This window comes from Echinicola sediminis (genome assembly GCF_054777495.1).
Genome location: NZ_BAAHAP010000006.1, coordinates 57,057 through 72,127, shown reverse-complemented (window position 1 = coordinate 72,127; position 15,071 = coordinate 57,057). Strand labels below are relative to the sequence as shown.

General features: G+C 46.0%; 9 protein-coding genes. 3 read left to right on the top strand and 6 right to left on the bottom strand.

Annotated features, from left to right (window positions below):
- Nucleotides 1-318: 318 nt before the first annotated feature.
- On the top strand, nt 319-1,392 hold the full coding sequence (locus ACYVAA_RS02740) for a Gfo/Idh/MocA family protein (protein WP_460538511.1): 1,074 nt from the start codon (nt 319-321) through the stop codon (nt 1,390-1,392).
- 174 nt (nt 1,393-1,566) lie between these two features.
- Here ACYVAA_RS02740 and ACYVAA_RS02735 read toward each other — a convergent pair whose 3' ends face one another.
- Entirely contained in the window at nt 1,567-2,502 is a 936-nt protein-coding gene (locus tag ACYVAA_RS02735) for a helix-turn-helix domain-containing protein (RefSeq protein WP_460538510.1), read from the bottom strand.
- A 169-nt stretch (nt 2,503-2,671) separates the two neighbouring features.
- Between ACYVAA_RS02735 and ACYVAA_RS02730 the strand changes: the two genes are divergently transcribed.
- Together ACYVAA_RS02730 and ACYVAA_RS02725 are read left to right on the top strand one after the other, a co-directional pair.
- Nucleotides 2,672-4,201 (top strand): aldehyde dehydrogenase family protein, encoded by a 1,530-nt coding sequence (locus ACYVAA_RS02730; RefSeq protein ID WP_460538509.1) that lies wholly within the window; start codon nt 2,672-2,674, stop codon nt 4,199-4,201.
- Nucleotides 4,202-4,267: 66 nt separating this feature from the next.
- Entirely contained in the window at nt 4,268-4,645 is a 378-nt protein-coding gene (locus ACYVAA_RS02725) for a DUF779 domain-containing protein (protein ID WP_460538508.1), read from the top strand.
- A 299-nt stretch (nt 4,646-4,944) separates the two neighbouring features.
- On the opposite strand, the gene lacZ is transcribed toward ACYVAA_RS02725, so the two are convergent.
- The 5 genes from lacZ to ACYVAA_RS02700 all read right to left on the bottom strand — a co-directional run bounded on the left by lacZ (nt 4,945) and on the right by ACYVAA_RS02700 (nt 14,889).
- On the bottom strand, nt 4,945-8,064 hold the full coding sequence (gene lacZ / locus ACYVAA_RS02720; RefSeq protein ID WP_460538507.1) for a beta-galactosidase, LacZ type: 3,120 nt from the start codon (nt 8,062-8,064) through the stop codon (nt 4,945-4,947).
- Nucleotides 8,065-8,410: 346 nt separating this feature from the next.
- The gene (locus tag ACYVAA_RS02715; protein ID WP_460538506.1) at nt 8,411-10,555 is read right to left on the bottom strand and encodes a glycoside hydrolase family protein; all 2,145 of its coding nucleotides are present in this window, start codon (nt 10,553-10,555) and stop codon (nt 8,411-8,413) included.
- A gap of 104 nt (nt 10,556-10,659) precedes the next feature.
- Nucleotides 10,660-11,874 (bottom strand): glycoside hydrolase family protein, encoded by a 1,215-nt coding sequence (locus ACYVAA_RS02710; protein ID WP_460538505.1) that lies wholly within the window; start codon nt 11,872-11,874, stop codon nt 10,660-10,662.
- A gap of 139 nt (nt 11,875-12,013) precedes the next feature.
- Nucleotides 12,014-13,327 carry a BNR repeat-containing protein gene (locus ACYVAA_RS02705; protein ID WP_460538504.1) on the bottom strand — a complete coding sequence of 438 codons (1,314 nt, stop codon included), beginning with the start codon at nt 13,325-13,327 and terminating at the stop codon, nt 12,014-12,016.
- Between the two features lie 329 nt (nt 13,328-13,656).
- Complete coding sequence (locus ACYVAA_RS02700; RefSeq protein ID WP_460538503.1) at nt 13,657-14,889, bottom strand: DUF2264 domain-containing protein; 1,233 nt, start codon at nt 14,887-14,889, stop codon at nt 13,657-13,659.
- Between the last annotated feature and the right edge of the window lie 182 nt (nt 14,890-15,071).

Genomic DNA, 15,071 nt, shown 5'->3' with positions numbered 1-15,071 from the left:
TTGACCGATCCAGGCTTCAAGTACCCCTACTTAGCCCTGTAGGGGCGAAACATCAATAACCCAGGGTGCTAACCCAGGGCCAAAAGGATCCAATCCGACTGCTTTAGCCACCTTTCCTGCTAATGGTGAAAGTCCATTTACACTAAAGCCCTAGCCTCTTCGAGCATCCATTCATACAGATTTGCTCAAAGGCTTAATTTTGTTTGTCCACTATATTTCATTTAGGGCCAACTTATTCACCCAACAACCCAATCACCAGTCCCAAATACTTTACCGATTTAGTATATTTGCCCCATTAGGAAACCAAAAACCTATCATATGACCAACCCTATAAGAATTCTGGTGGTAGGATGCGGCAATATGGGCGCTTCCCATGCCCAGGCCTATCATCAACTGGAAGGCTTTGAAATCTGCGGACTGGTGGCCCGTGGGGACAGCAAAGCAAGCTTGAACCAAAAAATGGGAACCGACTACCCCTTATTTTCGGATTATTTTGAAGCCTTGGAGCAAACCAGGCCTGATGCAGTTTGTATCTCCACCTATCCGGACACCCATGAGGGATATGCCTTGAAGGCCCTTGAAGCAGGTTGCCATATTTTTATTGAAAAACCCCTTGCCGATACCGTAGCCGGTTCAGAAAGAATTGTAGCTGCTGCAAAAAAAGCCAACAAAAAAGTGGTGGTCGGCTATATCCTCCGGCACCATCCCTCTTGGATGAAGTTCACCGAAATCGCCCAGAGACTGGGAAAGCCTTTGGTGATGCGCATGAACCTCAACCAACAAAGCCATGGCCGCATGTGGGATGTGCACCGTAACCTGATGAAAAGCCTCAGCCCTATCGTGGACTGCGGGGTGCATTATATCGATGTGATGTGCCAGATGACTCGCTCTAAGCCTAAGAGGGTCTCCGCCATCGGCGCCCGGCTTACTGACGATATCCCCGCTGACAATTATAATTACGGGCAGTTGCAGATTACTTTTGAAGACGGCTCTGTAGGCTGGTACGAGGCCGGATGGGGTCCCATGGTCAGTGAGACCGCCTTCTTTGTCAAGGATGTTTTCGGCCCCAAAGGAGCCGCCTCCATCGTAGCAAAAGAAGCCAGTGGATCGGGCAAATCCGACTCTGTGGATGACCACACCAAAACCGAATCCATCAAGATCCATTACGCCGATATTGACGGACAAAACCAATTTACCCAACCGGACCAATGGGTGGAAATGAAAGATGAACCCGGCCATCAGGAATTGTGTGACCGCGAGCAGGTTTATTTCCTAAAAGCTATCCAAGAGGATATGGACCTGTCCGACCACTTGGAAGATGCGGTCAATAGCTTAAAAGTGGCCTTTGCCTGTGACGAATCCGTGAAGACAGGGAAGATAGTCGAACTGTAAATAAGTTTACCAAATATCCAGGAATAACACGGATAAAGCAGGAGCTCTGTAATCCATTGGAATTCCCTAAAATTGGTTTTGGTAGAAATAATGCCTATAACAAAAAGTCATTTAGCCCTTTCGGATCTGGAAGGGTTAAATGACGAAAATATAACTGTAGGCTTTTGTGCTTATTTAGTCATTTATCTCTTTTTTCTGGAGCTCTCTTTCCCTCCACTCTGAAGGAGACACTCCTTCGAACTGTCTAAAAACCCTGGAAAAATAATTGACGCTGCTAAAGCCACTCTCAAAACAGGCTTGGGTAATATTACTTCCTTTCCACAGCAGTTGTTTTTTGGCCGTATCCAGCCTCTCCCTATTGATAAACCGTACTGGGGTCTCCCCCAATTCCCGCTGAAAAGCCCTAAAAAATTGTGCCCTGGACAAGCAGGCCTGATTGGCAAGATGATCCACATTGATAGGGAGATGAAGATTTTGACGAATGTATTTTACCACATGGGCCAATCTATTCCTGGTACTGAACTTATCTACGTTTTGTAACAGATAATGACGTGCTTGCGTCTGCATCAAACTGGCAATCAACTCCCGAGTGGTATTGGAAGCTTTCATTTGTTTTCCAAACCCATTCTCCACCATTACCCGGATCAGTGCATTTAGATTTTCCTGCACCAGACTATTGTTCATCAATAAAAAATGATCCTTGTTCCACTCCCACATTCCCTTATCCACTTTTGGAAAATATTCGTTGAGCCAAGCCATGGTATCCTGTACAAATCCTTCACTGATCTCCAAGGCCAGACACTGTGTCGGATCCTTTGAACTTGCATCCGGAAAGTCAATGTACATCAGTTCGGATGCAGGCATGACGATGGATTGTCCGGGTAAAAACTCAAAGGGCTCCTGTGTCCGCAAATGCATGACTTTCTTTCCCTGGATCATACTGACCACCACAGGGTTGTCAAACTGAAGATCAAAATTATGGGTCAGTTTACTGGTCTCATAAACATTGAGTACAGCATGATCGGCATGATGCGCAGTTCGATGCTCCACCTCAGCTTTGGGGGTGCTAAAGATCTTGTATTTTTCCTTAATGTTGATGGAATCCAGCATCTTGTATCATGGGTTTATAGCTCATCTCTTTCCAAAAATTAATCAAAATGTCACATGACTCCAAGGTTTTAGGAAAAATGAGACTATTGTGCTAATCGATGAAATTATCCTGAAAGCATTGGGAGCAGGAAATAAACATCTTTGTAATAAACCAAAAATAACCGAAAAGATGAGTTCATTAACCCAAGAGCAACCGGCCACTTTACTGGCCCGGCCTAAATTCAAAGAATATTATGACAACTTTATAGGAGGCAAATTTGTACGTCCAGTAGATGGTGAGTACTTCGATGTCATCAGCCCGGTGGACGGAAAGGCATTTACCAAAGTGGCCAGGGGCAAAGCAGCAGACATTGAGCTCGCCCTAGATGCAGCACATAAAGCCTTCCCCGGCTGGAGCAGGACTTCTGCAGCAGAACGCAGCCGTGTTCTCCTTAAAATAGCCGATAGAATAGAAAACAAACTGGAATATCTAGCAGCCGTAGAAACCATTGACAATGGTAAACCAGTAAGAGAGACCATCAATGCAGATCTTGCGTTGGTGGTCGATCATTTTAGGTATTTTGCAGGAGTGCTAAGAGCTGAAGAAGGCAGTATCGCAGAACTGGACCAACACACGGTCTCGGTCAATGTCAAAGAACCTATTGGTATCGTCGGACAGATCATTCCTTGGAATTTCCCCCTTTTAATGGCCACATGGAAAATAGCCCCCGCCCTGGCGGCTGGCTGTTGTACGGTCGTAAAACCCGCAGAACAAACCCCTGCTTCCATCATGGTATTGATGGAGCTGATCGGTGACCTGATTCCTGAGGGGGTTCTCAATGTGGTCAATGGCTTCGGGCCAGAAGCAGGAAAGCCACTTGCCCAATCCCCACGGGTAGACAAAATCGCTTTCACCGGAGAAACCACCACAGGACGGCTGATCATGCAATATGCCTCCGAAAACCTTAATCCGGTCACCATGGAGCTTGGTGGCAAATCCCCGAATGTGTTTTTCCCCTCGGTCATGGATGCTGACGATGAGTTTTTAGACAAATGCATAGAAGGAGCGGTGATGTTTGCCCTCAACCAGGGTGAAGTCTGTACCTGTCCCAGCCGAATTTTGGTTCATGAAAAAATTTATGATGAGTTTATTGAAAAAGTGGTAAACAGAGCAGAGGCAATCAAAATGGGGCACCCCTTGGACAAAACTACCATGATGGGTGCCCAAGCCTCGCAAGACCAATTTGAAAAAATCCTCAGTTATATTGATATCGGAAAACAAGAAGGAGCTGAAGTCCTTACCGGAGGCAAAGCAGCCAACCTCAACAGCGGATTGGAAAAGGGTTACTATATACAACCGACCTTACTGAGAGGCAATAATAAGATGAGAGTCTTCCAAGAAGAGATTTTTGGCCCGGTCTGTTCGGTCACGACCTTTAAAGATACCGAAGAAGCCATCTCCATCTCAAATGATACCCTTTACGGTCTTGGGGCCGGAGTCTGGACCAGGGACACCCATGAAGCCTATACAGTACCCAGGGCCATACAAGCTGGAAGGGTCTGGGTTAACTGTTACCATGCCTATCCTGCCCACGCTCCATTTGGAGGATATAAAAAATCAGGCTTTGGCAGGGAAACCCATTTGATGATGCTCAACCATTATCGACAGAACAAGAACATGCTGATCTCTTATGACAAGAACAAGCTAGGTTTTTTCTAGGAGTACTTTTTTAAATAGAGGGGGTTTAGAAGTGACTCCCTCTTTGATTACCTAAAAAGAACCATCATGACTTATCAAAGAATCGGAATTACCGACCCGGCAAAATCATTAATAGACCAACTTAAAACCGACCATGGTCCCTTGATGTTTCATCAAAGCGGGGGCTGTTGCGATGGCTCCAGCCCCATGTGCTATGCCAAGGGAGAATTCAGAACCGGAGCTTCAGATATCTGGATGGGAAACATCCATGATTGTGATTTCTTTATGTCAAAAGACCAGTTTGAATACTGGAAACACACACATTTGACCCTGGATGTTACAGAAGGACGAGGGGCCAGCTTCTCGCTGGAAATCCCCTATGGAAAACGATTCTTGGTCCGCAGCAGGATGCTGACAGCGGAAGAATTGGCTGACCTGGAACCCATAAGAAGTGGAGAAATGTAGAGGGCAAATTGCTCTTGTCCCTTATTCCCTACTTAAGCGAAATAAAGCCTATCTCCAAGCTTCGGTTTTCCAATTACACTCCTAATAAAAAAGCCAAGCCCAGATCCCTATCGGATTCGGACTTGGCTTTTGATTTTTCTATTATCCCATTTGACTGTTATTGAGAGGTCAAACCTGGCAGGTTTAGTCACCGCTATCCCGCTGTCTCAGACGCGGGATAATATAAACTTGAGTCTCTGACTCCATACTAAATACCCAAGACTCACTACTCAAGACTCATTACTCACTACTCAAACCTATCACTCCACCAACCTGATCACATAACTGTATTCAAACTGCTTGTCGGTCAACAGGTATTCCCTGTGTGGATAGGCTCCCCAGCTGTTATCCCCTCCAAGGCCTCTTTGCTTCCAGTCGATATGCAGGAAAACGGTATTATGCGGTTTGATATCGGTGGGATGCTGTTGCTTTTTGGTCAAACCTGGATCCAGGTCCTCCACAGCAACGTCCAACGCACTGAAATTGATAGCCTGCAGCCCTTGAACCTGGATACCCTGGCCTTTTTCATTTCTAAGTTCCAGCCACCTTACATCCGTTTTATTGCCGGACTCCTGGGGTCTCATATAATCCCAGTAAAACTGGTTGGCCACATTATCCTCATATAAGCCAACAAAGGAGGAATGCTTTCTATCGGAATAGTTTTCCCAAGGGCCTCTGCCATAATAACTCAAATGGTCATACTGTCCGGGAAGCTGCATGCGCATACCATAGCGGGGCAATTCCGGCAGCTCCCTTCCTTCCAAATCCAAGGAGGCAGTAACTTTCACCGAACCGTCTTCTTGGATCAAATAGACCACCGTATAAGGCGCATCAATGGTCGTCAAACTGTACTTCACCGTAATCGGCAAACCCGCAGCCGTCTTTTCTCCCAACTGCACATCCACCGTCTTTTGGCCTTCATGGGCAGCTCTCCATACCCCCAAGCGGGAGGGCATATGGTTACCAAAGTCATTGTCCGTAGGTGCTCTCCAGAAATAAGGTGATGGGAACGATCTGATCAACCAAGGCTCTCCATCTTTTAGGGTGTACTTTCTGAACCTGCCCTGCTTTAGGTCAAATTCCCCGACCACTTTATCGGTGGAAAAATGTAGCCTTCCGTCTTTTTCTTCAAAGCTTAGTGCTCCAGATGGCCTGTCAAGCTGCTCAAAATAAGCCCCTTCATTAAGGGCAAACTGCTCTCTGGCCACCTCATGACCGGCAGGGATCAAAGGACTGGAAGCTTTGGTATAGGCGTACACATTGACAAAAACTTCAGCCCCGTCCATAGCCGCATCAGGCAAATCCAAGGCCACTGTCTTTTCTCCATGGGGAGCCAGGCTCACATTGAAATCACCTGTCTGAACCACTTTTCCATTTTCTACCCATTCCCACTTGAAGGCATATTCGCTGAGGTCGGTAAAATCATAAAGGTTGCGTACCTTGATTTTTGCCCCTTCTTCCTTCTCAAACAGGATATGCTGATAAACCTTCTTTACTTCGTGCAAGGCAGGATGGGCTTGTCTATCCGCCGTCACCAGACCATTGGCGCAGAAATTTTCATCGTTCTGGAGGAAGTAACCTCCTAAATCGCCTCCATAGGCCCAAAACTCCTTGCCATTTTCATCCTTGGTCAGCAGTCCCTGGTCTACCCAGTCCCAAATAAAACCGCCCTGCATCTGCTTGCTGCTCATAATGATATCCCAATACTCCTGGAAGTTGCCGGAGCTATTCCCCATGGCGTGTGAGTATTCACACATGATATAAGGTCTTTTCTTATCCGTGGCTTCCGCATAGCGTTTCATGTTTCCAATGCTTGGATACATGGGACAAACAATATCGGTATCTTCATTTTCCCCTGCCTGCTCAAATTGCACCAAACGGGTATTGTCCCGGTCCTTCATCCACTTATAAGCATCGTAGAATACCGGGCCATTGCCGCATTCATTCCCCATGGACCAAATGATCACTGAAGGATGGTTTTTGTCCCTTTCCACCAAGCGATGGATCCTGTCCAAATGTGCCGGTGCCCATTCTTCTTTATAGGCAGGATGGCGGTCCTTGTTGAACCAACCTTGCCACTCTGCGCCCATTCCATGGGTTTCAATATTGGCTTCATCCACCACATAAAGCCCGTATTCATCACAGAGCTCATACCATTCGGGAGCATGGGGATAATGGCTCATCCTCACCGAGTTGATATTGTTTTGCTTCATCAGCTGAATATCTCTCAACATGATTTCCCGGTCAGGAGTATGCCCCTTGGCTTCATGGTGCTCGTGCCTGTTGACCCCTTTTACCAGGACGGATTTGCCATTGACCATCAGCTGGGCATCCTTGATTTCCACCTTACGGAAACCGGTTTTCTTACTCACCGCGGCCAAAGGTTTTCCCTCCCTGTCTTTAAGACCGATTACAAACCGGTAAAGGTGGGGATGCTCAGCACTCCATTTTTTTACATTTCGGATGGTCTTGTTGAAATTTATTTCCTGGTCGCCTCCCCCTACGGTACGACTTACAGAATAGACCTCATGTCCGTTTTCATCCAGCAGCTTGAAGTCCAGACTTCCGCCTTCGGCACCTTCAAATGCCCGCAAATTTACGGTGGCATCCAATTCACCATGACGGTAGCTTTGGTCCAAACCACTTTTCACAAAGAAATCCCAAATGGTCAGCTTCGGCACCGCTTGAAGAAACACACTTCTCTCAATACCACTTAAACGCCAGAAATCCTGGTCCTCCAAATAGCTGCCATCATGCCAGCGGGTAACTTGGACCGCTAAGGTATTCTCTCCCGCTTTCAGGTAATCGGTAACCATAAACTCTGCCGGGGTCTTGGCCGCCTTGGTCATCCCCACTTCTTCACCGTTCACATAAATGGTCGCATAGCCGGAAATGGAACCAAAGTTCAGCACCACTTCCTTATCTTCCCAATTGGAGGGAACGGTAAAAGTTCTCCTGTAAGTCCCTACAGGGTTGTATTGGTTGTCCACATGGGGAGGGTTGGCCGGAAAAGGATAGGCCACATTGGTGTAAACGGGAATATCAAATCCTTCCAGTTCCCAGTTGGAGGGCACATTGATATCCTCCCAATGGCCGTCTTTAAAATCAACTTTATAAAAATCCATTGGCCGGTCTTGAGGCCTTTTCACCAAGGAAAATTTCCACAGGCCATCCAGGCTCTTGTAAAGCCCATTGGTTACTTCATTACCACTGATGGCCTTTTCCTCGGTCTCGTAAGTGATGAAATAAGCCCTGGCTTTTTCTTTGTTCCGATCAATAACTTGGGGATTTTCCCATTCATTCTGTGAAGACTGGGCAAAAAGATGACCGCAAAGCGCTGCCATCAATACACCCAGCATCAAGTGTTTTGCTAATTGCATGATTCGTTTAAGGTTAATAGGTTTGAGTGAAGATAAAAGACCTCAGACATTAGACTGGAGACAATTACTAAACCCAAACGCCGACCAACTCCTTTGCGCCGATCAAATTTTAAGGGTTTTACAATGACCTACCGTTCCTATCTTTATTTGTCCTTTTCCCTCACTGTTTATTTTAAAAGTCCAACTATTAGGATGTTTTCATTTACATAGCCACCCAAACTTGACCTCAAATCCAGGCCGTTTTATATACATTGGTTGTAACAAGTCCTCAGAGCGGTCCCGCTAACAGATGATGCAGCAACTTTACTCTTTTATCTTCTACTAATATCTTAATACTATCAGCTTGCTACCTGATACTTCCAATGCCTTCCACTGTCGGCTCCACTCGTATGATATTACCATCATTATCAAAAGTCAGCTTATCAATGCAAACTTCTCGGTGATATCCTGCAGCCCTGCCCATTGCGATTCCATGGGGACGGGTAAAGCGGTGATAAACGATGTACCACTCCTCTTTTCCGGGTACTTGGATCACGGAGTTGTGACCGGTGCCATAGATACCTTTCTCAGGAGCTTTGGCGATGACCAGATTGTCCTCTGGGATGGTCAATGGTCCCATGGGGGAATCTGCAAAGGCATACCTTACACGGTAATCCTCATCCCTGGTATCATTTTCTGACCATAAGAAATAGTATTTCCCGTTCCTGAAGAAAACTTCCGTTCCTTCGCGGAAGGTACCGTCCTCTGGCGTCAGCAGCTTGACCTTATCTTTATCGAAACTGACCATGTCCTCATTGAGCGGTACAGCGGCCAAATAGCCATTGCCCCAGTAGAAATATTCCTTTCCTGTCTGCGGATCCCTAAATACATCGGGATCGATCTCCTGTCCTCCTCTGGCTCCCTCCGGTTTAAAATCCACCAACGGCTTACCTAAGTCCACAAAAGGACCGGCCGGGTCATCAGCAACAGCCACCCCGATTTTCTGCGCAGCGGTGAAATAGTAGTAATACTTATAGACACCATCAATTTCCTTTTCGATGGCGCAGGGTGCCCAGGCATTCCTATCTGCCCATTCCACATCCTTGTGCAGGTCTACAATTACCCCGTCATCCTGCCACTCGGTCAAATCCTCCGATGAGAAAGATTTAAAATATGTTCCGGACCAACCCGTAAACCCGTCACTGGTCGGATACAAATGAAATTTCCCTGTCTTATTCGAATAAATAATCTCCGGATCTGCATAATAGCCTTTCAGCGCCGGATTATTGTCCTTGCTTGCTGATACTTCAAATACTTGGGTGGAACCGTCAGGCTTGGTCATGGTATAGCTAACCGGTCCATTGCTGAAATCCTGAACTCCTGAAGGGCTAAGGGAAAAGCCGGTAAACAGTTCAAACTGCGGGTCCAGAGCTTTTAGATCCACCTCATTTTTGACAGGCAAATAAATACTGCCTGCTTCTTGGTCCATATAAACACTGTTGGTATAAATGGATGGATTAACATCCACTATCCAGTTCTGGTCATCAATTCCAAAAGCATCGATCAAGGTCTTTGCTTCCGCCATGGTGATCGGAAGTACGACACCGTGACGTGGATGGAAATTCATTTTCACCTGATCATCGATGACACTGAAGTTTTTCAGGTCACTGCTTTCCGTAAACTGATATTCCCCTTTCATATACACGTCATACATGAGGATGTATTGATCACTGCCATTCAGTTTGAAGATACCAGAGCCTTCCACAGCCTCTTTGGTCTGCTGTAGGTACTTATCTTCCATTTCATACCCTTCGGTCAACTGCTCAGAAACCGCTTTTTTGATGCCATTTCCGTGACCTTCTGTCTTAAAGAACAAATGATATTTCCCGTCTTTGAACACTATGTCTCCATCTATACAGGACTTGTTTTCCGGATGGAAAAATAATTGTTCCGGGCTTGTTTCCAATCCTGTAAAATCCTCATTGGCATAGGCATAATAGATGATATCCGGATTATCACCCTGCTTCATGGAAAAATAGACCAGGTACTTTTCGGCAGCGGGATCGTAAATGGTCTGTGGCGCCCAAACCCGGCTTACGTCTCCAAATTCTTCCGGAAACACCTCAGGAATATGAACGGTACTGTGTGTCCAGTGAACAAGGTCATCGGACTTCAGGAAAACCATTCCCTGATTGCTCCATCCATCCTCGGGCACATATAAATCCGTAAGTACCATATAGAACTTCCCATCCTCTCCCCTAAGGATGTGAGGATCACGGACGCCCCCCCTTTTGCTGATCGTATCGGCACTGATCACTGGCTTATTGTTGTTCAAAGCCCTGAAATCAAAACCGTCCTTGCTGATGGCATAATGGACCGCTTCTTCCCCGGGTCCATTGCCGGTAAAATAAGCAAAAAGATAAGCTTCCTTTTCTTGCGACTGGGTTTTACAGCCTGTCGCAAGAAGTGCAGCACAAGCCCAAACCCCCAATAGGTTTATTAGGTTTTTCATTTTTTGTTAATTATTGATTGGAAACCCAATAATAATAAATGTTTTATTAACACTTAAATTTTTAGACGGATTATAATACCTGGATTATTGAGTAAAGGATAACTTTATTTTTTCAGGTAGCGAAGCATCGCCTCCACCAAATAGTAATCACCATAGGTCAGCGGCACATCTATCTCTGAATTTTCAGGAATATGTCCTACGCCATGTTGGAGCAAAAATCCTCCATTGGTACCCTTTTCTGCGATATATTCCGGAGTGGTGAGAGTGGCAATCATTGCTTTGGCATTCTGGTGATATTTTTGGGCTTTCTCTGCATCTACATATTCCATGAGTTCCAACAAGGCAGAAGCTATAATGGCCCCTGCAGAGGAGTCCCTCAATTCATCCGGGATATTCGGCGCGTCAAAATCCCAATAGGGCACCTTGTCGGCAGGAAGGTTAGGATGGTTCAAGATAAATTCCGCTATGGCCACGGCCTTGTCCAGGTACTTTTGGTCCTTGGTCTCACGGTACATGACAGTATATCCATAAAGTCCCCAGGCCTGACCTCTCGCCCAAGCTGACTCATCAGCATAACCCTGAGCAGTTCTTTTACGATTTACCTCTCCGGTTTTGGGATCATAATTGATCACATGGAAGGAACTGTGGTCCTCTCTGAAATGGTTTTCCAAAGTGGTATCGGCATGCTTTATGGCAATATCATAATAAGTGGAATCCCCTGTAGCTTTGGTAGCCCAAAACAACAATTCGAGATTCATCATATTATCAATGATCACCAGAAAGTCACCTTTTTTGGAATCCCAGGATTTGATCGCTCCCACTTCATCGCTAAACCGGGAAGCAAGGGATTTAGCACTTTGGATCAAAATTTCCTTGTACTCCGGTTTAGGGTCCAGCCTATAGGCATTGCCAAAGCTGCAATACATCATAAAACCCAAATCATGGGTACTGGTATTGAACTGCTCTTTTTCCAATAATCCCAATACCCTCTCCGTTTCTTCTGCCAATACGGCATTTTTTTCGTATTCATTCAGGTATATTAGGGTTCCAGGGTAAAATCCACTGCACCACCATCCAGAGCCACTTCCTTCAAACTTGTCTGTCTTTTGGTGGTAAGTTTTAGGAAACTCATTTTCAGGGAGTCTGGTCATCATGTATTGGTACTGTTCGGCAGCCCTGTCCAAGGCACCGTTGACCTGCACGCTCAGTTCATCTTCCGCTGTTAAAACTTCCTCTTTTTCCTTTCCATTGGAACTTTGACCACAACCAGTGGCCACCAACCCTGCCACAAAGGCCAGGATGTACAAGTGTTTTTTCATGATCGTATAAATTATTTTTTAAATGACTATTCCCTACTTTTTAGATAGTTATATTTTTATGGTTTTTTGATTGCTTTACCAATCAATAGCACATTCCGTAAATAAACATCTACCAGAATCATAGGGGATACTCAGTTTCTTATTTTATTTCCAGTATTCTCACCGGACTGGACTTCCCCTTTGCCAGCCCCTCTCCGTCGATTTGCACCACTTCTTGGACAAACAAATGGAATCTTTTCTGCTCTTTCCATAATTCTATATCGTAGCTGGGCTCCCATTGTCCCACCGTATCAGCCGTCAAATCATGAAGCTGCCAATTGCCACTTCCCAAATCAGGAGTATAGGCAATGGAAACTTTGTGCCCTCTTTCTGCATCATTGAAAACAAGGTAAAGGGCCGTTTTTCCCCAGTGCCTGTTGACCAATACTTGTGGCCTCGAAATGGGAATTTGTTTCGTTCCCCCACCTCCCAGGGTAAATTCCGACTGCCGGAAACCCGGGCTCTCTTTTTTCCATGCATTCCCCTCCTTATAGATGATTTGATATTGGGTTTTGCCGGAATCATTCCAATAAGAAACGATATAGGGCTTTCCCTTTTTATCGGCATAGATAGCTGTCTGATTGATCAGGCTGCTTTTCTGGGGAATCCTCCAGGCGTATTCTGCTGTTGCCAAATTGATGGGCAGGGTATATTTCTCTCCATCAGACTTTTTCCAGGTTTTTCCGCCATCTGTGGACCTGGCGTAGGCCATATCATGATTGGTGGAAACATCCCAAGTTTCCCTCCATACCCAGGAAAGATGAACGGTTCCTTTACTGTCCACACAGGCCTGCCAGTAGGCATTTCTCTCTCCCTCTCCATCAATCAGATTGTCATGCACCCGTTCCCAGGCACCTTCTGACACATTATACCGGTTCATCACCAAATTACCTCTACCCGATTCTCCTGATCGGTAGAAGAACAGCAGGTCTCCATTGGGCATATTGTGAAACTCCGGATAGGTGACATCCTGCTCGGACTTTCCTGTCATGGACTGCTTAGGCCCAAGTTCGAGACTCATCGGGGCAAGGCCCTTGGCGTATCGTAATGGATTATTATGATGGTCCCAGCTCACATGAAGATACCCTTGCTCATCCACCGCAATACTGATGGTATTATGCGCATCCGCTGTATTCCCGGTATACGAGGTCTGTTTCACCTCCCAGCTTTCACTTCCCAACTCTCTTTTGGCCAGCACCAAATGGCTGCTTGCATCATAATAAGCCGTAAACTGGGTATTCTTGTAGGTCGTGACTGAATTGCGGCGGAATATCACCGCATTGACCGAATTATTGGCCCAGCCCTCACCCACCGTCGTTTCGCTGACCTCCCGTCCCAAAGGCCGGCTGCCCATACAGGCCGTCAACAGGGAGGTGAATAGCACGACGGATCCTATCGATAAATATCTCTGCAAATGGTTACTTTTCAATTTCAATAATACTTATGTGTTAAGGGTTAATTGTTTAATGGGATTTGATATCATTCATACACGGATCTAAAGTCTAAGGTCTGCTATCTAGCGTCTAAAGTCTCAAGACTCAATACTAGATACTCAATACAACCTCTCCGTCTTTACTCTTTTATCTTTGCTCTTTGTCACGTCCTGAATTTGATTGTCAGATTTTCTCTTTGAAATGATGGCTTCGACAGGCTCAGCCACCGATACTTCCCTCTTCCCTCTTCCGACTTCCTGTCTCATTTGTCTCAAGACTCAAGACTCAATACTCAATACTAGAAACTTATTTACTTCACAGATTTATCTCTGGTCGCGTCTCCCCCAGACCATATTCTTTTTTGTGTCCAAGGGGCATCAGGATCGGACCAAAAAGGGGCATCTTCAGGCAGACCCAATACCAGGAAAACCTCTGCACATAAATAAAGGCTTCCAGTGGAAATATAAGGTTCCGCCACTTCCGGTTGATGCCCATAAAAGCCCAGGGTCAACCAACCTTCCTGATCAAACATATCTCCCGCTTCCATGTGCTTGCGGATAACTGACTCCAAAGCTCCCCTTACCTGGGCAGGAGCAACTTTCTCTGGCAACTTCTGCCATAAAGCCACTTGGGAAAGGCTTTGAAATGCCCCAAACCGATAGGCCATGGACCTTCCGATCACAGGGTAGGTACCTTCTGGTGATATCAATCGCTCCTGAACTGCTGCGTACCGTTGTGCCCTTTCCACAAAAAGCTCCAGGTCTCCGCCCATCCGGTCTCCTTTTTCCTTTAACACCTTGGTGATGTCAAGCAGCATGGGCTGGATCACAAAGCTGTTATAATAATCCCAATGAAATTCGGGGCCATCCCCGTACATGCCATCGCCCAAATACCATTCCTTATGCTTGTTCAGTGAATAGGCGATCCTTACCCTGTCTGCTTCTCCGTCAAACTTCAGCAGTGCCGCCTCCACCATTCCTGTAAACAGCAACCAATTGCTATAGTAGGGAGAAATTACCCTGGAAGATTTTAGCGCTTTTATGACATTGGCTTTGGTCTCATCGGATAGAGGTTCCCAAAGCTGGGTAGGAGCCCTCAATAGCCCTTGGGCAAAAAATGCTGCATCTACCAGTGGCTGCCCCCCTTCGGTAAAATTCATAAAATCCGGGGAATCGGGATCTGTAGCATTATGGATACATTCCAAGGTCAACTGCAGGTATTTTTCCCTTAGTTTGCCTTCCGGAGTCTCATCGGGTCCAAGTTCCAGCCACGGTGCCATGCCGGAAACCAAACGTCCAAAAGCTTCCAGATAGGTCACTTTTTCCCTTCCTCCATAAGCATCTGCGGCCTTTTCCACCGGCATGCTTGCTTTTAATTGGTTTTGGCTCAATGCATTCAGCACAGGGTCTGCCATCTTGGTCAGCACCTCCACATAATATTTTCGGCTATCTTGCCCATTGCTGCTCTCCTCTGTTCCTTGCGCAAAAACGCTTTGAAAAGGCAACCAGATGAGAAGCAACAACCCCATTGGGCTTGATTTCATGATTTTTGTTAACATCCTTAATCTCTTTTCATTAGATTTTCCATCCACTCATGTGCACGATACTTAGTGCATCCTACTTTCTTGGAACGTTCATCATTCCTCATTGGAAATTCATCATTCTAAATTTCAAAAATAAATCACCTCCTACCTCCCTCTTTGCACTTTTCTCTTTGATCTTTACT